We start from the raw sequence: 18408 nt of genomic DNA on the forward strand, positions 1-18408 counted from the left end.
GATGCAGTCGACGACGTGGTCACGAGCCAGCGCGGGCTGTGTGAGCGCCGCCCCGAAACCAGCGCCGCGGCCGCGCTGGATCAGCCCCAGTAGCGTGCTCGGCTCGGCGGACGACACGTTACGACCCTCAGACGCCACGGTCGCGCCGGAAACCTATTTATCTCTGGGACAAAGACATTCGCCTACGACGAATGCCCGGGCAATACACATACCGTGTCCAGCCCGAGCACATGGTTGAGCCGCCCGAAGGCCAGCCACGATCCGATGCTCATGCTCAATTCGACGATTTCGGTCTGGCTGTACTGCGCGCGCATCCGATCCCAGAACTCGTCATCGAGATTGTGGTGATCGGTGGCGTAGCGTTCGGCGTATTCGGCGGCCAGCCGGGTGCGTTCGTCGAACAACTCGGTGGTGCGCCAGTTGGTCACCGCGTCCGCGAACTCCGGCTCCACCTTCTGACCGTCGCGTTCGGTGCGCCAATCCAGGCAGAAGATGCAGCCGTTGACCTGGGCGATCTTCAGTCGTGCCGCCTCGAATTCGCGCAGTCCGAGGGTCGAATGCGAATACACCGACAGCGAGAAGTTCGAGGCGGCCACGCCGATGCCGGGCACCATCTCGCCCCACACGTAACCGATCGGGTCCTTGCCCTCGGGGATGTCGATGATCATGGATGCTTCCTTCCGAGCTTGCCGACTGCGGGACGCAGTGGGATATCGAGTGCGTCATAGAGTCCTGGTTCGGCGGCGACGAGCCAGTCGATGGCATTCACCAATCGGCCGACCGCGGTGGCATTGCCACCCGCGGAACGGTTTCCGTCCTCGTCGGCGGCCTCGATGGTGATTTCGATGCGCGGGTGGCCCTCGATGAGCACACGGTGCGCGCCCTCGCCGTCCGGCGGCGTCGGCCAGTCGGGGGCGCAGGACGGGTGGATCCGGGTGACGTGCTCGATGACGATGCGCGGCTCGCCCTCGACGATCCCCTGCACCTCGAATCGCAACGCGCCCTGCGTACCCGACGCGAACTCACCCATGCGCTCGGTGGTCACGGTGGCGTCGAGCGCGCGGCGGTCCAGGGTTTCGCGGATCTCCTCGAGTTCGGCGCCAAGTGCCCGCGCCATCAACCGAATCTGCCCGCCCCACACCATGGTCGGGATGCCCGGCGCCACCATCGGCGGCAGATAGTCCATCGGCTGGCCCATACCGACCAGATAGCGCACCGAATCGGGCTGGTCGTAGGTGGTGTAGTCGAAGATCTCCTGACAGCGGATCACATCAACGGTGCTGCCGAGTCCGCTCATCAGCAGCGGCAGCACATCATTGCCCCAGCCGGGATCGACACCGGAGACGAACAATGACCCACTGCCCCGCGCGATCGCCGCCAGCACCGGATCGCGCATTTCGGGTGGGGCGCTGCACGGATCGTAGAGCGCGTACAGCGCCGGGGTGACGACGACCGCGCCGGACTCGATGGCCTGGACGATATCGGCGAGCGCGTCGTCGGGGCGGATATCACCGGAGGCCGCGTACACCACAGCCCGGGGTCTGACGGCCATGGCCGCGTCGATATCGGCGGTCGCCGGGACGCCGAGGTCGTAGTCGAGTCCCGCGAGCCGTCCCGCATCGCGGCCGACCTTATCCGGATTGTGGACGAGCACGCCCGTGAGTTCCAGCGCCGGGTGTGCGTCGACAGCGCGGATGGCGGCGCGGCCGACATTGCCGGTGCCCCAGACAATCGTCGGGATCATCGAGTGAGCGTAGCAAGCGCTTGGTTCGGTAACCGGGATTATGGGAATTACACAGTGGGGCTAGGGAATTCGCACGGCTATTTCGCGGCGTTGTAGCGGGCCAGATATTCGGCGAACCGCCCGATGTCGGCGTCGTCCCACGCCGTCAAGCGCTCGGCGAACTCCTGATGGCGACGCCGCTCGGCCACCCCCGCGACCCGCCGACCCTCCGGCGTCGGACGCAGGATGTGGTTGCGGCGGTTGTCCGGATCAATCTCCCGGGTCAGGTAGCCCAAGCGCTCCAGTGCGCCAACCTGCCGACTGACCGTGGACTTGTCGAGCACGAAGTGGTCCGCGAGATCGGTCGCCTGACAGCCGACGCGCTCGATGACCAAATCCAGAATGCTCGACGCCACCAGCGATAACTCCGGATGCAACTCCGAGGCGCGGCCACGGGCGCGCCGAGCGAAGGCGGTCAGTTCGCGCTGGATGACGTGGATCGCCGCGGTGCGCGGTTCGATGGACATGGTTGCACTATACATCAGTTGTATGATACAACGGTGATGGTTGTATTTACCAACTATTAGGAGTTGACCTTCATGCGTTCGCACCAGCTACGGCATGTCGCCGGACATCTGCTGACCCCACTGCTGATGTGTCTGGGCATGGCACTGGCGTATCTGGGCGCATTCCATCAGCCCGAGCCGAACCATCTGAAGGTGGCCGTGGTCGGCACATCTGCGCGGGACATGGTGCTGGCGCAGACCATGAAGGACAAGGCCGGTGACGCACTCGAGGTCGTCACGCTGCCCACCCGCGACGACGCCATCGCACAACTGCGCGACCGCACGCTCTCCGGCGCGTACGTTCCCGACGCGCAACATCCCGAACTGCTTGCGGCCAAGGCCAATTCCGACACCACGGCGATGGCGGTCGAGTTGGTGTTCCGGCAGGTCGCCGGGACGCAAGGCGTGCCGATGACGGTCACCGATATCACTCGGACTGCCAGTGGTGACCCCACCGGACAAGGCCTGTTCTTCCTACTGGTCGCCCTGAGTATCGGCTCCTACGGCAGCGTCGCCGCGATAGGTGCGGCGGATGCCGGACTGTCCATGCGGGTGCGCGCGGTGATCGGCCTGGCGACCTCGCTGGTGGTCAGCATCATCGGAATCGTGGTGGCCGCGCCGGTCTTCCATATCGTCGACCACGATTACGCGGCGATCTGGGCGATGGGCTGGCTGTACTCGGCGGGCATCATCACCGTCGGTATCGGCCTGCATACCTTCCTGAAGCGCTGGACCACGCTCGCGCTGATGGTGCTGTTCGTCATGCTCAACTTCACCACCTCCGGCGGCATCTACCGCCCCGAACTGCAGAACGGCTTCTTCGGTTCGCTGCACGCCTTCTGGAACGGTGCGGGTTTCGTGGAGGGTGCGCGCAGCCTGCTGTACTTCGACGCGGGTGCGGGTTTCGCCGGCCGCATCGCTAGCCTGTTCGTGTGGCTGGCCGTCGGCGCGATACTGCTGGTGGTGGCCGCGCGACACGAACGCCGCCACTCCCCCGCACCGGCCGCTCCCGTGCCTGCGCAGCGCTCCGCCGAGGCCGAGGAGGAAATGGAAGAGGCGGTTGGCGTCTGATACCTCATCTTTCGCGGTCGCGTCGCATCGCAATCCAGGACGGGTACGATGACCGCATCGCCGCTCTGGCATTCGAATTCCGCAGAACCCGATTTATATGTAACCGCGAGTTACATATAAATGCATGACCGCCGCAGGATCGGGCATGAACTGCAATTTCGCATGGCGCGCAACGTCTTCGAACACGCCGAGTTGATCGGCGGCCCCTATCAGGTGCAAGATCGTGGATGTGTCGCGTGGCGGCGCCGGGTGGACGGCGATCGGCATGGAGGCACCGTGATCGAGGAGTCCGCCGTGCGTCCACATTCGCGCTCGCACTGAGGTCGAGCGGGGCATCGAGGCCCCACGCATTCCAGCCCCCTTCGCGGAGCCGCACGGCCCGTGCGTCTTCCTCGAACGAGAGATGATCCATGGCATCAACCGACCTCGACGCAAGCCGGGCGCGCGCCCTCGGACAGGAACTGGTGGCGATACACGACTCGCTGCGAACCGAACTCACCCGAATCCGCGCGGATGTCACCGCCTATGCGGCAGCTTCTGAGCTGCGGCCGACGCAACTTCGCGCGCACTGCACGGCATTCTGCGCCGCGCTGACCCGGCACCACACCGGCGAGGACATCGCAGGGTTCCCGGCACTTGCCGGCCAATTCCCCGAACTGGCCCCGGTATTGGCCGAACTGCGCACCGACCACCAGCTCGTCGCCGATATCCTGCGCAGACTGACCGAACTGCTCGACTCGATCGGGCCGGACAATGCCGATACCGTACGGCGGGAACTCGATGGATTGGCCGCCATCTTGGAATCGCACTTCCACTGGGAGGAACGCAGGCTCGTGCAGGCTTTCGACGAACTCGAAATGGGTACCAGGACGGGCGAGGAACTTCTCGGCGTCACGGTCGCGGTGGATCGCATGCGGTCCGCTCGGGACTGAAGCAGCCACCACATCAGGGCCGGGTACGGTATTACCGGCCGGACCGCGTAGACAGGGGCGAGGAAGCATCGGTGAAAGGTCGGGGCGCGATATGAATCAACCGTATTCGCACTGGTATGCCCAGAATTCGCCGGAGAACCTACCGCTGGCCGCCCGCTACCACTCCGCCGACCCGATCACCTGGAATGGCAGCCTGATCTACCCGATGTACACCGAACAGGTCGGATCCGCGCCGATCCTGGTCACCATGAAGCTGCTGTCCGCGGCACCGCCGGCGGGTCTGCGCGGACACGGAATCGGGCTGTCGGTGGTCGACGGGCACATCGGCCTCGATGGGCGACGGCTGGCCGGGGTCGACGTGTGGAGCGATGCCCTCGCCGATGGCGTCACCTTCGAGCTGGTCCCGACCGATCCGGGCGCACTGTTCTCGCTGACCCCGGTCTGGGTCGACGGATTCGGCGCACAGAAATCCTGGTCGGGTAACTACGGCATCCTCATCGAACAACCACCGACGGGCCGAATCATCCTCTGGTGCAGTGTCGGCGAGGGCCCGCCGAATTTCGCCAACCTGGTGGTCGAGGTGGAAACCGCGAATCTGCCCGCCATCTCCGCATCGGCGCCCGCCGCCGCGCCCCAAGCGCCGCAGCCTGCGCAACTCCCACCAGAGAGATCCGTGCAGCCGACGCCACCGACTCAGCCGCAGCGCGCCGCCTCCGTCTCCCCTGAGCAGCCTCGATTCCATGGGCCGCAGCCGACACCCCCTGACCTCGAATTGGTGCGGTTCCCGGAACCACTGCAAACGACATTCGCCCGCCCCGAGCTCCCGGCGGCCGAGCAGACCACACCGTTGCAACCCGCGCGCGCCCGGTTGGCGGAACCGTCAGTACCCGAGCAGGTTCCGGTGATGCAGGAACGGGCAGCGGATACCGACCACACCCCGCTCCCGGAACCACCGAAGCCCGCGCAATCCAAATCGCAAGAGCGCAGCAAGGATGGCGAACGCGGCTATCGCGCCGCCCTCTACGATCTCGGCGTCGCCATGTTCGGCCGCGGCGAGGAGGAACAAGCCTGCGGTCTGTGGGCACAGGCTGCCGAGGCTGGGCACGCCGGCGCGGCCTATGACCTGGGCGTCGTTCTGTTCAATCGTGGTGAGCTCGGCGATGCCGAGCGCTGGTGGCGCACCGCGGCCGAGCGCCGCGAATCACGCGCCATGACCGGACTCGCTGAGCTCCTCGAACGCCAGGGCAATCACGCCGAAGCCGAGATCTGGCGCGCACGCATTGCCGAGGAAAAGACCGACGAACACGATCAATCGGTGAATTCGGCCTGAGTGGCAGCAGGATTCGCCGCCAGTTGGGCCTTGGCGGGCAGCACCCCGGCCCTGGCGACCGGCGCGATAAATCAGTCGCGAACAACTCCTGCGTGCTCTAGGTTTGCCCGTATGGCAGGTAGTCCTGGCTCGAACGGAGCGTGCGTGGTCCCCGCGTACTACATGCGGCCCCGCGCGGCAGCCCGGCCTCTGCCAACGCACTGCGCTGCTCCCGTTCCTCGATCGATCTGATCGATTGACTCCAGTTCCGACCGAACTGAGATGGGCTGCGCCCCATAGTGTTCCGGCACGGTCCGGGCGAATCACACCTTCCTGATTCGACCACTCCGTTCGGAGGACACCCATGTCCCGCAATCGTTCGCTGCCGCATGCCCGGATCCGCTCCGGCAGCACCCGCAAGCAGCTGTCACAGAACTTCCTCACCGATACCGGCATCGCGGGCAGGCTGGTACGCACGGCCGGTATCGCCGCCGACGACCTCGTCGTGGAGATCGGCCCCGGCGACGGCATGCTCACCAGGCATCTCCTGAGCACCGCACGTCACGTCCTGGCCTACGAAAAGGACCGCCATTACGCTGAGAGACTGCGTGCACGATATGCAAGCGACCGTCGAATTCAAGTGCACCATGCGGATATTCGCGATATCACTCCGCCCCGGGAACCATTCACGGTCGTCGCCAATATCCCGTTCGCCGCGAGCACCGATATCTTGCGCTGGTGTCTCGCGGCACCGAGGCTCAGCTCGGCGACCTTACTGACCCAACGCGAGTTCGCCCGCAAATATGCCGGGGACCACGGCCGCTGGACCAAACTCACCATCACCCAATGGCCCACCGTGACAATGGAATTGGGCACCCGAGTCGAACGCCACCACTTCCATCCGATACCACGGGTCGATGCCGCCGTCCTGCGGCTGCGCAGACGTGAGCAACCACTGCTCGCACGAAAGAGACTCCGTGGCTACCACCAACTCGTGGAATTCGGCTTCTCCGGCCTCGGCGGCTCCCTCGCGGCCACACTGCGCCGGGTCCATCCCACCCACAGGGTTCGAACAGCCTGCACCATGGCCGGAATCGCCCTCGACGAACCCGTCGGACTCGTCTCTCCGGACCGCTGGCTCACCCTCTACCAGGCATTGAGCTAGCGAATCAGTTGCCCCAACTCGGCCACCATCGAGGTATCGGCGGAGCTACGATGCGCAGATGGCGCACTCCGCTCCGCCGGTTCCGGGGGCGACGGTCGCTCCGGACCGCTCGCCGGGCGGTCCGCGCGGCACCGGGGTCGCCGAGGTCGTCGAGCGATTCGCGCAGGCCTGGCGGACAGCCGATAGGCCCCCGGATCTGCCCGCCTACCTACCGGACTCCCCAGCCATCCGCCGCGTGTCGTTGATCGAGCTGATCAAGGTCGACTTGGCGAACCGGTGGATGCGCGGCAACGAGCCGAAGCGTCTCGCCGAATACGTCGCGGACCTGCCGGAATTGCGCACCTGGCCACTGCCGCCGGATCTCATCTACGAAGAGTTCCACGTCCGCAGGCGCGCGGGCAGTTCGGTGGATGTCGAGGAATACACCGCGGCCTATCCCGAACAGGCCGAGCAACTCTCGGAGATGCTGGCCACCGACGATTACCGCAGCACGCTGCTGGCCGTCTACACCGATCCGGTGAACCTCGACGAGATCGATGTCGGCCGGCAGATCGACGACTTCGACCTGATGACCGGGCTGGGGCGTGGCGCGTTCGCGCGAGTGTTCCTGGCCAGACAGCGCTCCATGCAGCGGCTCGTCGCGGTTAAGATCTCCCAGGACAAGAGCCCAGAACCGCAGACCCTAGCTCAGCTCGATCACGACTACATCGTGCGGGTCTTCGACCAGCGGGTGCTGGAGAGTCCCCGCCTGCGCCTGCTGTACATGCAGTACGTGCCGGGCGGGACGCTGTTCACGGTGCTCGAGCGGGTGCGCAACACACCGGCGGCCGAACGCTCGGGCGCACTGCTGGTCGATGTCATCGACTCCGTACTCGCCGACAAGGGCGAGATCCGCCCCAGCGAATCCCCCGTGCGCGCCGAACTGGCCGAACTGTCCTGGCCGGAGACCATTGCCTGGCTCGGGCGCAGACTGGCCCAGGCACTGGACTACGCCGGACGCTGCGGAGTGCTGCACCGCGATATCAAACCGGCCAATGTGCTGCTGACCGCCGAGGGCATTCCGAAACTCGCCGATTTCAATATCAGTTTCAGCGGCAATGTCTCCGGTGACAGCCCGGTCGCCTACTTCGGTGGCTCGCTGGCCTACATGTCACCGGAGCAACTGGCCGCCGTGCACCCGGACAAAACGACGACAGCCGCCAACCTCGATACCCGCAGCGATCTCTACGCGTTGGCCGTCATGCTGTGGGAATTGCTCACCGGCCGTAAGCCTTTCGATGACGACAAGGTGACCGGCGGCGATCGCACCGCACTCGATGGCATGTTGGAGCGCCGCTCGGGCAGTCCGCAATCGCTGCCGTATCAGGATCTTCCGGCCGATTGCCCGGCCGCGCTGCGCCGCGCACTGGTCCGCGCCCTCGACCCGGATCCGGATAAGCGGTGGGCGCGCGGGGCGGATATGGCCCAACAGTTCGATGTCTGCCTGGACGCGCGCGCCCGCGACCTGGTCGACCCGCCGCCGCACAGTTGGCGGTTGCGGGCCCGAGTGCTCATGCACCCCATCATGGCGCTGGCCATCGGCGGTCCGAATGCGCTGGCAATCCTGTACAGCTACAACCACAATCGCACGCTCATCATCGCCAAACTGGACGAGCAGGCCCAGCTCCGCTTCGACCAGATCGCGGTGGCCACCTACGGCATCTGCTTCCTGATCGGGATCGTCGTCACCAATGTGCTGCTGGTCGATGTGTGGTCCATTTCGCGCGGGCTACGCAAGGGCAAGTCCTACGACGCGCCGACCCTGGCGCGCGCCCGCAGCGAGGCCCTGCAACTCGGTCGCCGAAATGTGTTGACCTGCTTCGCATTATGGGTACTGGCCGGCGTCGCCGTCCCGGTGTCGGTGCAGGTCTCGGGCAATCACCTCACCGCCGAGGCCTATGTGCACTTCTTCATCACCCAGATCGTTTGCGGCGCGATCGCCATGGCCTACCCGTATTTCCTGGTCAGCTTCTATGCGGTGCGTAGCATCTACCCGATGTTCCTGCCGCACGGCGGACTCGGCGCCGCCGACGGCGTCCAACTGCGCCGGCTCGACCGCAGCAGCACCTACTTCCTCGCCATCGCCGCCGCGGTACCGCTGCTCGGTGTCGCGGGCGCGACGTTCATTCCCGCCGAGGATATTCCGGCGGTCATCGTGCCGCTGCGTGTGCTGTGCGTGGGCAGCGCGCTGGCCTTCATCGCCATCTACTGGTTGTTCCGGATGCTCGAACAAGACCTCGCCGCTCTGCAACGTATTGTCGCCCGGTGATCAGCCGGGCTGGATGAGCATGCGCTCGAGGATCTTGCCGGTCGCATTGCGCGGTAGTTTCGCTGACCTGCGGCAGATACGACAGCGCCTCCTCCGCCGGGCTGCGGGAAAACATTCGCGCCACCGGAGATGATCATCTCGTCATCGCGGCCCATGACGAACAGACGCCGTGCGACATCGAGATGACCGAGATCGCCGGTATCGAGCATGCCCGCCGATTCGGTCGGCGGCTTGGCGTCGGAAAAGCATGTGGCTGCTTGCAAAGATCCGCCCGGTCACGCTGCGCGGCACCGGACGCAGATTCTGGTCCAGCACCGCGCGTTTGGTGCCGAGCGGCGGCCGTCCCGCGGTGGTCGCCCAGGACACCTTGGTGGAGCCGTAGACGTTGTAGAGGACATCGCCGTAATTATCGAGGAAATCGCTGCACCGTCGCCCCTGCCAGCGGCGCACCGCAACGAGACGGCGCTGTCTGGCATTTGGACCCAGAGGTAACAGTTAGGTCAGGAGCCCGGCGATTGCCAGACGATTGCCTCGCGGCGCGTCACAAGCGAACCGAGCCCGCAGGCCAGGTGGCACTGCACAATGTGATCTAGAGGTGCTTCGTGCACTGTCATTGCGCGAGGACTGGGGAACCGGGAGCGAATATGACCGCCAGAACAGATCTCGAACAAGAACTGGGCGGCGCCGTCGCGGCCCTCGATCAACTCTCCGAGGCGGAAACCGCCGAACTGCTGACCCTGTTCCGCGACGCGCGCAGGGCCGAGACGGCCGGACTCGCCGAGGCCGTCGACGGACTGCTCGGTGCACTGCCCTGGCCACTTAGCACCGCGGCGAAGAAGGTCATGTTCGGGAATCGGCTCGGCTGATGGCCGATCTGGTGACCAGGGCGCAGCTGGTCCTGCTGGCCCGCACTCTGCATGTCCCCGCCGAACGCCTGGCCCACTTGGAGAAACTCGGCGCCGAGCAACTGCACGAACTGCAACAACGCATGGCGCGCACCCTTTTCGACGACCACTCCGCGACGTTCGGACGGCTCAGCAAGCTGGTGCCGATAATTCCGCTGAGCATTTCGATACCGCTGGTGCAGCGAGTCGTGCCGCCGATGATGGGCGGTCGCGCCGCGGGAGCGGTCGGCGTCGAACATCCCAAGAAGGCCGCGGAAGCCCTCGGGATGCTGGATCCGAAATATGCCGCCGATTGCGCGCCGTATATCGACCCGCATACCGTCGGCCGGCTCGCCGAGGTCGCGCCGCCGGAACCGGTCGTGCGGGTGGCCAACGAGCTGATGCGCCGCAAGGACTATGTCACCGCGGGTCCGTTCCTCGGCTTCGCAACGACGCAATTGGTCCGTGCCATCGAAGCGGGCGTCCCTGACGACGAGGGCCTGATCCTCTCGGCCGCCTACGCCTACTCCAGCCCGAATATCAGCGCGGGCGCTCGGCGACATCCTGCTCGATATCGGCCCGCCCGAAGCGATTACCGAACTCGCCGCCACCTTCATCGAGCACGGCGCGATCAACGACATGCTCCGCTTCGCCGCATACCTGAGCCCATCGGCGCTGGACACCTTGGCGGCCAATCCGATCACCGCGGATCCGGCGGCGATGGCGGCACTGGTCGCCGCGCTCGCGGAGCAGAGCGATCCGATACTGTGGCGCGGGCTACTCGACCTGGTCGAGCGCACCGATGCCGAGATCCAACGCCGAGTCGGTACCCGACTACTGGAATTGCCCGAATCAACCGTGACCTCGATACCCGGCATCGCGACAAAAGGCCGGTTGTGGTCGACACTGCTACGAGTCCTCTCCGAGGCTGATGCCGATACTCAGGCCCTCCTCGGCGAGCTGTGGGCCAAGCTGCCCGCTGACGATCGCACGGATATCCAGGGACGGGCCCGCGATCTCGGACTCGCGACGCGCTTGGCGACATTGACTGTCACACTGGACATCTACGGCTGACACCCGGTGCACATGCGCAGTCAATGCACCAAATGCGTACGCGCGCAGCCGGTCTGGGGTGAGGTGCCCCGAGACCGGCTGCGTCGCAGGCGGATTATACCGGCGTGAAGTCCCGGCTCGCGATATACGTCGGTCGCGGGGCCGGGGCGGCGAACGGCTCCACCAGCGTGTTCTCCACGCTGTTGAACACCAGGAAGATATTCGACCGCGGGAACGGCGTGATGTTGTTCGACGAACCGTGCATGATATTCGAATCGAACAGCAGGGCCGATCCGGCGCTGCCGGTGAACTGGGTAATGCCGTATCGGTTCGCCAGCGCATTGATATCCGCGTGCGTCGGTACGCCGATCTCCTGCTCCTGCAACGACTCCCGATAGTGCTCGGCCGGCGTGCTGCCGGTGCACGGCACGAAGGTGCGGTGCGAGCCGGGCATCACCATCAGGCTGCCGTTGATCGGATAGTTGTTGGTCAGTGCGATGGACAGGCTGACCGCACGTGGTGCGGGCATGCCGTCCTCGGCATGCCAGGTCTCGAAATCCGAATGCCAGTAGAAGCCGGTGCCGCGGAAGCCGGGCATGTAGTTCACCCGGCTCTGATGGATGTAGACGTCCGAGCCGAGCACCTGCCTGGCCAATCCGGCCACCCGGGATTCGCGCACCAGATCGGCGATCGCGCCGCTGAGCCGGTGCACCTCGAAGACCGAGCGCACCCGGTTCGAGGACTTCTCCACGATCACCCGGTCGTCGCCCTGCAGCGCCGGATCACCGGCGAGACGGTCGATTTCGGCGCTGAACTCCGCGACCTCGGCGGGGGTCAACAACTCTTCGACGATCCCGAAACCATTGGCATCGAAGGAGGCCAGTTCCTCGGAATCGACCGCGCCCCACACGGTGGGATCGGTCCGATCCCGGTGCTCGCCTGCCGTGACGAGCCGAGTCGGGTAGCGATCGTCGGTGTGCACCAACGTCATTGCGCCTCCTATCCGCTTACCTGGGCCGCGACGAGCGGGTAGACGCCGTCGCTGTCGTGGACCTCCTGCCCGGTGACCGGCGGATTGAACACGCACATCATCCGCATATCGGTGCGTACCTCGAGGCGGTGACGCTCGTGTCCGTCGAGCAGGTACATCGAGCCCGGCGCCAATTCGTAGCTGATGCCGTGGTCCAGATCCGTCAGTGTGCCCTCACCTTCGATGAGCCACACCGCCTCCACGTGGTAGCGGTAGTGGAACTCGTGCACGGTGCCGGCTTCGATGCTGGTCTCGTGGAAGGAGAATCCGACGCCGTCGCCACCGAGCACGATGCGCTTACTGCGCCAGCCCTGCCCCGCGACATCGCGTTCGGTGCCGGTGATCTCCGCGGTGCTGCGCACGATCATCTCAACGCTCCTGTCCGCAAACGGTGCCGATCGCGCCGGTCAGCACTCGCAGACCATGCTCGACCTCCTCGTCGGTGACCGTCAATGGCGGCAGCAACTTCACCACTTCGTCCAGCGAACCGGAGGTCTCCACCAGCAGCCCACGCTCGAAGGCGACCTGGCAGACCTTGCCGGCCTGGGAGGGGTCGTCGAAGACCACACCGTGCACCAGTCCGCGACCGCGCGTCGAGATGCCCGGGAAGTACTCGGCCGCCTGGGTCAGGGCCGCACCGATCCGCTGTCCCTTGGCCTCGGTCGAGGCCTGCAGGGTGCCGTCGGACCAGAAGTGCTCGAGCGCGGCCTGTGCGGTGATGAAGGCCGGGTTGTTACCACGGAAGGTGCCGTTGTGCTCACCCGGGGACCACACGTCGTGCTCCGGCTTGAACAGCACCAGCGCCAGCGGCAAACCATAGCCGCCGATGGATTTCGAGAGCGTCACGATATCGGGGGTGATACCGGCGATCTCGAAGGAGAAGAACGGTCCGGTCCGGCCGCAGCCCATCTGCACATCGTCGACGATCAGCAGAATGCCACGCGCGGTGCACAATTCGGACAGATGCCGTAGCCATTCGGGCCGCGCGATATTCACACCGCCCTCACCCTGCACCGTCTCCACGATCACCGCCGCGGGCCGGTCGAAACCGGACGAAGTGTCGTCGAGCACCCGCTCCATCCACTGGAAGTCGGCGGTCGTGTTGTCGAAGTAGCCGTCATAGGGCATATGCGCGGCATGCACCAGCGGCACACCGGCGCCGGCCCGCTTGGCGGCATTGCCGGTCACCGACAGCGCACCCAGCGACATGCCGTGGAAGGCGTTGGTGAAGCTGATGATCGTCTCGCGCCCGGTGACCTTGCGGGCCAACTTCAGCGCGGCCTCGACGGCATTCGCACCGGTCGGGCCGGGGAACTGGACCTTGTAGTCCAGGCCGCGCGGCGTGAAGACGGTATCGCGCAAGGTTTCCAGCAGTCCGCGCTTGGCCGCGGTCGACATATCCAGGCCGTGGGTTATCCCGTCACCGGCGATGTAGTCCAGCAGCGGCTGCTTGAGCACCGGATTGTTGTGACCGTAGTTCAACGCACCCGCTCCGGCGAAGAAGTCGAGGTACTCCTTCCCGTCCTCGGCGCGCAACCAACTCCCGGACGCGGTGGTGAACACCGTCGGCCAGGCGCGGCAATAGCCACGGACATTGGATTCGAGCTCCTCGAAAATGGTCGTCTCGGCGGTAATCATCGTCGATCCTCCTGCTTTCGGGCGGTAGGGGCGATCAAATAGAGGTCTTCGGCAGCGTGGCTGTCCGGGAAGAGTTCGGAATCGAACAAGGGGTGTTTGGTCAGCTCGGCCGACCGGCGACGCGCCACCGAGGCGAACATCGCGATCGAGGCCGGATTGTCCGGGGCGATCGTGGTCTCCAGTGCCGAAACACCGGCGCCGGCGACGGTGTCGAGCAACGTGTCCAGCAGCGCCGCGCCGAGGCCCCGCCCCCGCTGTTCGTGCTCGACCGCGACCTGCCACACGAACACCGTCTCCGGCGCCTGCGGACGCAGGTAGCCGATCACGAATCCGACAACCCGGCCACCGACTTCGGCAACCACCGAGGTGCTCGCGAAATCACGACACCACAGCAGGTAGGCGTAGCTGGAGTTGGTGTCGAGGACCTGCGAATCCCTGGCGATACGCCAGATCTGAGCCGCGTCGCCGACTCTCGGCGGGCGCAGCACCGGCTGCGTGTGCGGTCCGGAAATCGGTACGGCCGAAGGGTATTCGGTGACCGACGGTTCGATCGTCTTGGTGGACAAGGTGTGCAGTGACATACGTCTCCCTGGTCGGGTCTGCAGTACTTATCCAGGCTTACGAAGCAACTTTGAGGTGAACCTGTCGATCTCTTTGCGGTTGTATTACGAAAAGATCACAACCGCAGGCAGCGTCATACTTCGGTACCACTGCGGTGTTGGTCACAGGCTCAGCGCTGGAGATCGAGTCGGTAGCCGAGACCTCGCACGGTGACCACGATGCGCGGCTCGGAGGCGTCGAGCTCGATTTTGGTGCGCAGGCGGCGCATATGGACATCGACGATCCGCTCATCGCCGAAAAAGCCGTCGTCCCATACTCTTTCGAGCAGGACGGTGCGGCTGAGCACCCGTCCCGGCGATTCCGCGAGTTCGCAGAGCAATTTGAATTCGGTGATGGTGAGCCGGATTTCGTCTTCGCCGCGGCGTACCGCGCCACCGTCGCGATCCAGCACCAGAGGTCCGTCGGGGTGCGCGTCGAGTACGGCCTCGCGCGGCGCTTCGCGCTCCATGGTCAGGCGCGCGCGGCGGCGCAACGCCCGCATGCGCGCGGAGATCTCCTTGATCTCGAACGGCTTGGTGACGTAGTCGTCGGCCCCCGCTTCCAGCGCGGCCACCACATCGTGGGTGTCATCGCGCGAGCTGACCACGATGATCGGCACGTCGTGCTCGCGGCGGATCTCCCTGATGCAATCGAAACCGTCCATATCGCCGAGCATCAGCTCGACGATCATCACATCGGGAGCGCCATTGCTGCGCAGATACGTCAGAGCGTCCTCGGCCTCATGTGCCTCGGCAACGTCGTAACCCTCGTCTTCCATGGCCGTGCGCAGTGCGCCACGTACCACTTCGTCGTCGTCAACGATCATCAGGTTTGCGGTCAAGCCCTCATCCCTTGCAGCCACGCGGACGCGACGCGACGCGGGGACTCGCGTACCCAGAACCGACGCGAAAGTCCGCACTTCGAGCACCTTTGCCAACTGCTTGAATACCCGGACCGACCAAATGGTAAACGGCAGGTCACGGGCAGTCGGTTAGCGTCCGGCTACTCCACCCTGCGCATGAAGACCCGCTTTGTGCAAATTGCACGTGACATGCGACACATTTCGGCCAGTGTCACCATTCGTCCCGATTGGACTGTTCCAGCCGGTTGAAGTTGCTCGGTCCGCCGTCGGCCCTGCGCTCCTGATAGCGGAACATCAGCTGCCGCGCGTCGAAGGTGGCGAACCATTCGTCCCAGCCCACCGCGCGCAGCACCGCGCCGCCGTACCCGGGGAAATCGAAGCGCAGGACGCCGAGGCGACCGTCGTATTCACTGCCGGGCATGGTGGCCGGCCGCGCACCGCGCTGCTCGGCCCACCGCCGGATCACTTCGTGATTGCGGGTGACGAGGAAGCGGCCGGGCTGCTGCGGACCCTCGCCGCGAACGACTGATTCCGGCGGTTTTTTCAGCGACCTGAAAGCCCCCGGTCCGGCGTACGGATCTCGGGTGGCCGGTCGTCGCTGATCGTTCATGACGACCTCCTTGCGCGTCGGCATCAATAGTCCGTTCCTCTTCGCGTACCCGCGTGCAACGCCGGGCAAACAGTGGATCCGATCACTTCGAAACCTATTGCGCGACAATGTATTCACCCGCTGATCAGTCGCGTAGCGCGGCGTCGCGCAACTTGCCGAGCGTTCTGGACAGTATGCGAGAGACATGCATCTGCGAAACGCCGAGCTGTTCGGCGATCTGGGACTGGGTCATGGACTCGAAGAAACGCATGACCAGCACCTCGCGTTCCCGGTCGGGCAGCTCCTCGATCAGCGGCCGGACCGCCAGATAGTCCTCCACATACTGGTAGCTGGGCTCGTCTTCACCGAGACTATCCAGCAGCGGTTGCGGCGCATTCTCGATATCGTCGCCGGCCACCGCGTCGATCGAACTCGACTGATATGCATTGCCCGCGATGAGTGCCTGGGTGACCTCGACCAGATCCACATCCAACTCGGCGGCGATCTCGCGCGCCCTGGGCAACCGGCCCAGCCGCTGCGATAGCGCCTCGATGGTCGGACCGATGCTGAGCTGGATCTCCTTGGTGCGCCGGGGCACCCGCACCGCCCAGGTGTTGTCCCGGAAATGCCTGCGCACCTCGCCCATGATCGTCGGCACCGCGAAAGACAGGAATGAGGAACCGCGCGACACGTCGAAGCGGTCGACGGCCTGCACCAGACCCAATCGGGCCACCTGCAACAGATCGTCGAAGTTCTCGCCGCGCCCGGAGAATTTGCGCGCAATATGTTCGGCCAGCGGCAGGCACCGGCCGATCAGCTCCTCGCGCAACAGTTCTCGACGGTGATCGGCTGGGTCGATGGCGGCGATCTTTTCGAAGAGCGGCTCGATATTGTCGTAACTGTCGCGGTGCGCTCTCGAATCAGCCGCCATCACCACTCCGTGCCCAGCTGAAGTCGACGACAGTCGGATATCCGGAAACCACGCTGTCGAACGGCTCCTGCGCCGCCGAGATCGACTGTGTCAGCGTGCGGACGATATGCCAGCCGAATCCGGCTTGGCCGACCACCTTCTCCGACACCGCGACCGCGGCCACGCGCACGAACATCTCGTGATCGTTGTAGGTGAAATCACAGTCCAAGGTCGAGCCCGGTGTCGCCTCCAGGATCAACGAGGTGGCTACCTCATCGAGCGCAAGCCGGATGTCGACCACTTCATCGATCGCGAAATCCGCGATGAGCGCGACTGTTTCGGCGAGCGCGCGCAGCATGGTCAGCTGCTCCAACTCGGCGGGGATGCGAACCCCTATCGTCGTCGTCGTCTCCGCCGCGGACTGGGAACTCCACTCCCCCATGCCCATCACCACCTCTTTTCCTCCGAGCCGACCGGAACCTGCCTTCGAGTCGGGGGCCATTCGCGACTTACCCGGCCGGTCATCATCGAAACATCGCAACCGGTGTGGATTCGACTCAGTCGGCCTCGATCCGTTCATGCGCAGTCAACAGCAGATGGTCGAACCGCGTGCGCAGTTCGGCCATCGAATCGGTCAGCGCGCCCAGATCGGCGACCAACCGGGCAGCCAGTGCCCGCAGTTTGATATTGGTCTCCTGCGAGCGCCAGCTCAGCACCCGGAACGCCTGTTCGGCGTTTACGCCGTAGACCAGCATCAACGCGCCCTTCGCCTGCTCGATCACCGCGCGGGCCGCATACAGCTCGGGCAGCGCGTCGTCGAGGGTCTCCTGCTGGCGTTCCTCGAGTGCGTCGGTGACATCGATGTAGTAGCCCGACGTCCCGATCACCGTTTCCGCCTCGTCGAGCATCTGATCGGCCACCACGATCACGTGGTGCACACGACCGGTCGTATCGATGATCCGGTGCCGGCTGGAGAACGGCTGCGCGTTTTCGATGGTGTTGGCCAGGGTGTCGGCGACCTGCGCGCGATCCTCGGGGTGCTTATGCGATAACAGCAGTTCGGTGGTCGGTGTCACTGTTCCCGGTTCGTATCCATGCAACAGCGCGACCTCGTCGGACCACTCCCACCGCTGGTCGGCAAACCAGAAGTAGAACGTGCCGACGTTCTGCGCCTTACCCATGCCGATGACCCGACCCAACACCTGCGCCTGCTCGGGCGAAACAGATCCACTCTCCGTCACAGCGCAAGTATGGGGTGCGATCATGCTCGGTGCCGGGATATCGGCCCGACCAGGGACTTAAGGCCTCATTATGTGTCGAGCGCGGCGCGCATCGTCGGGAAATCACAACACACGGCACGTACTCCGGTAATGGCGAGCACCCGGTCGATCTCACGGCGACCCGAGACGATGCGTACATCGGGGCCGCCGTGCGCGGCCCGCTGGGTGATCGCTCCGATGGTGGCCGCGACCCGAATGCTCAGGAATTTGGTGGCGCGCAGATCGAGGACGACCGCATGGCATCGGGTCGTGACGGCGTGTTCGAGCATCGCGCGGAACTCCGGGAGTGCGGCCGCATCGAGTTCACCTTCGGCGCGCACCACCACACACTGTTTACGGCGATCGACGCGTTGCGCCCAGAAGCGGTTGCGTGGTCGTTCACCGGCCGGGTGCTGCCCGTTTGAGCGGTGCTGAAGTACGGCAGACATCTAAACCTCCCAGAGGGGATTCCGGTCCTGCGCGGCAGGATCGGATCGGCGGGAGGGCGG

Annotated in this window: 22 protein-coding genes; 8 read left to right on the forward strand and 14 right to left on the reverse strand. The window is 65.1% G+C overall.

Annotated features, from left to right (window positions below; genetic code table 11):
* Positions 1–182: 182 nt before the first annotated feature.
* The 3 genes from ACFYOW_RS00905 to ACFYOW_RS00915 form a co-directional block, all read right to left on the reverse strand.
* Positions 183–668: a carboxymuconolactone decarboxylase family protein gene (locus ACFYOW_RS00905; protein ID WP_387283173.1), complete on the reverse strand. Its 486-nt coding sequence runs from the start codon at positions 666–668 to the stop codon at positions 183–185.
* The gene (locus ACFYOW_RS00910; RefSeq protein WP_387283175.1) at positions 665–1744 is read right to left on the reverse strand and encodes a dihydrodipicolinate reductase; all 1080 of its coding nucleotides are present in this window, start codon (positions 1742–1744) and stop codon (positions 665–667) included. The genes ACFYOW_RS00905 and ACFYOW_RS00910 overlap by 4 nt, the downstream gene beginning before the upstream one ends.
* A gap of 77 nt (positions 1745–1821) precedes the next feature.
* Positions 1822–2250 (reverse strand): MarR family winged helix-turn-helix transcriptional regulator, encoded by a 429-nt coding sequence (locus ACFYOW_RS00915; protein WP_387283177.1) that lies wholly within the window; start codon positions 2248–2250, stop codon positions 1822–1824.
* A 72-nt stretch (positions 2251–2322) separates the two neighbouring features.
* On the opposite strand from ACFYOW_RS00915, the gene ACFYOW_RS00920 reads away from it, so the two are divergent.
* On the forward strand, positions 2323–3360 hold the full coding sequence (locus ACFYOW_RS00920; RefSeq protein WP_387283178.1) for a hypothetical protein: 1038 nt from the start codon (positions 2323–2325) through the stop codon (positions 3358–3360).
* 93 nt (positions 3361–3453) lie between these two features.
* Here ACFYOW_RS00920 and ACFYOW_RS00925 read toward each other — a convergent pair whose 3' ends face one another.
* Positions 3454–3627 (reverse strand): hypothetical protein, encoded by a 174-nt coding sequence (locus ACFYOW_RS00925; protein WP_387283181.1) that lies wholly within the window; start codon positions 3625–3627, stop codon positions 3454–3456.
* Between the two features lie 143 nt (positions 3628–3770).
* Between ACFYOW_RS00925 and ACFYOW_RS00930 the strand changes: the two genes are divergently transcribed.
* The 7 genes from ACFYOW_RS00930 to ACFYOW_RS00960 all read left to right on the forward strand — a co-directional run bounded on the left by ACFYOW_RS00930 (position 3771) and on the right by ACFYOW_RS00960 (position 11032).
* A complete protein-coding gene (locus tag ACFYOW_RS00930) occupies positions 3771–4292 on the forward strand; it encodes a hemerythrin domain-containing protein (RefSeq protein WP_387283183.1) in 522 nt (173 codons plus the stop codon).
* A gap of 91 nt (positions 4293–4383) precedes the next feature.
* Entirely contained in the window at positions 4384–5622 is a 1239-nt protein-coding gene (locus ACFYOW_RS00935) for a hypothetical protein (protein WP_387283185.1), read from the forward strand.
* A gap of 343 nt (positions 5623–5965) precedes the next feature.
* Complete coding sequence (gene erm, locus ACFYOW_RS00940; RefSeq protein WP_387283187.1) at positions 5966–6766, forward strand: 23S ribosomal RNA methyltransferase Erm; 801 nt, start codon at positions 5966–5968, stop codon at positions 6764–6766.
* Positions 6767–6824: 58 nt separating this feature from the next.
* Entirely contained in the window at positions 6825–9074 is a 2250-nt protein-coding gene (locus ACFYOW_RS00945) for a serine/threonine-protein kinase (RefSeq protein WP_387283188.1), read from the forward strand.
* A 247-nt stretch (positions 9075–9321) separates the two neighbouring features.
* Positions 9322–9456, forward strand: coding sequence for a hypothetical protein (locus ACFYOW_RS00950; protein WP_387283190.1), 135 nt, complete (start codon positions 9322–9324; stop codon positions 9454–9456).
* Positions 9457–9718: 262 nt separating this feature from the next.
* The gene (locus ACFYOW_RS00955; protein ID WP_387283192.1) at positions 9719–9940 is read left to right on the forward strand and encodes a hypothetical protein; all 222 of its coding nucleotides are present in this window, start codon (positions 9719–9721) and stop codon (positions 9938–9940) included.
* A 657-nt stretch (positions 9941–10597) separates the two neighbouring features.
* Positions 10598–11032 carry a hypothetical protein gene (locus tag ACFYOW_RS00960; RefSeq protein WP_387283194.1) on the forward strand — a complete coding sequence of 145 codons (435 nt, stop codon included), beginning with the start codon at positions 10598–10600 and terminating at the stop codon, positions 11030–11032.
* A gap of 94 nt (positions 11033–11126) precedes the next feature.
* Here the strand turns inward: ACFYOW_RS00960 and thpD are convergent, their stop codons facing one another.
* The 10 genes from thpD to ACFYOW_RS01010 all read right to left on the reverse strand — a co-directional run bounded on the left by thpD (position 11127) and on the right by ACFYOW_RS01010 (position 18348).
* Positions 11127–12002 carry an ectoine hydroxylase gene (gene thpD / locus ACFYOW_RS00965; RefSeq protein ID WP_387283196.1) on the reverse strand — a complete coding sequence of 292 codons (876 nt, stop codon included), beginning with the start codon at positions 12000–12002 and terminating at the stop codon, positions 11127–11129.
* Between the two features lie 8 nt (positions 12003–12010).
* A complete protein-coding gene (locus ACFYOW_RS00970) occupies positions 12011–12409 on the reverse strand; it encodes an ectoine synthase (RefSeq protein WP_387283198.1) in 399 nt (132 codons plus the stop codon).
* Position 12410: 1 nt separating this feature from the next.
* Positions 12411–13679: a diaminobutyrate--2-oxoglutarate transaminase gene (gene ectB, locus ACFYOW_RS00975; protein WP_387283200.1), complete on the reverse strand. Its 1269-nt coding sequence runs from the start codon at positions 13677–13679 to the stop codon at positions 12411–12413.
* Positions 13676–14260: a diaminobutyrate acetyltransferase gene (gene ectA, locus ACFYOW_RS00980; RefSeq protein WP_387283202.1), complete on the reverse strand. Its 585-nt coding sequence runs from the start codon at positions 14258–14260 to the stop codon at positions 13676–13678. The genes ectB and ectA overlap by 4 nt, the downstream gene beginning before the upstream one ends.
* Positions 14261–14409: 149 nt before the next feature.
* The gene (locus ACFYOW_RS00985) at positions 14410–15120 is read right to left on the reverse strand and encodes a response regulator transcription factor (protein ID WP_040690646.1); all 711 of its coding nucleotides are present in this window, start codon (positions 15118–15120) and stop codon (positions 14410–14412) included.
* A gap of 232 nt (positions 15121–15352) precedes the next feature.
* Entirely contained in the window at positions 15353–15751 is a 399-nt protein-coding gene (locus ACFYOW_RS00990; RefSeq protein WP_387283205.1) for a hypothetical protein, read from the reverse strand.
* A gap of 124 nt (positions 15752–15875) precedes the next feature.
* The gene (locus ACFYOW_RS00995; protein WP_387283207.1) at positions 15876–16661 is read right to left on the reverse strand and encodes an RNA polymerase sigma factor SigF; all 786 of its coding nucleotides are present in this window, start codon (positions 16659–16661) and stop codon (positions 15876–15878) included.
* Entirely contained in the window at positions 16651–17142 is a 492-nt protein-coding gene (locus ACFYOW_RS01000) for an ATP-binding protein (protein WP_387283209.1), read from the reverse strand. Before ACFYOW_RS01000 ends, ACFYOW_RS00995 begins: the two co-directional genes overlap by 11 nt.
* Positions 17143–17197: 55 nt before the next feature.
* On the reverse strand, positions 17198–17881 hold the full coding sequence (locus tag ACFYOW_RS01005; protein WP_387283211.1) for a PAS and ANTAR domain-containing protein: 684 nt from the start codon (positions 17879–17881) through the stop codon (positions 17198–17200).
* Between the two features lie 68 nt (positions 17882–17949).
* The gene (locus tag ACFYOW_RS01010) at positions 17950–18348 is read right to left on the reverse strand and encodes an STAS domain-containing protein (RefSeq protein WP_063045702.1); all 399 of its coding nucleotides are present in this window, start codon (positions 18346–18348) and stop codon (positions 17950–17952) included.
* Between the last annotated feature and the right edge of the window lie 60 nt (positions 18349–18408).

This window comes from Nocardia sp. NPDC006982, from assembly GCF_042869435.1.
In the GTDB taxonomy this organism is placed as follows: Bacteria; Actinomycetota; Actinomycetes; order Mycobacteriales; family Mycobacteriaceae; genus Nocardia.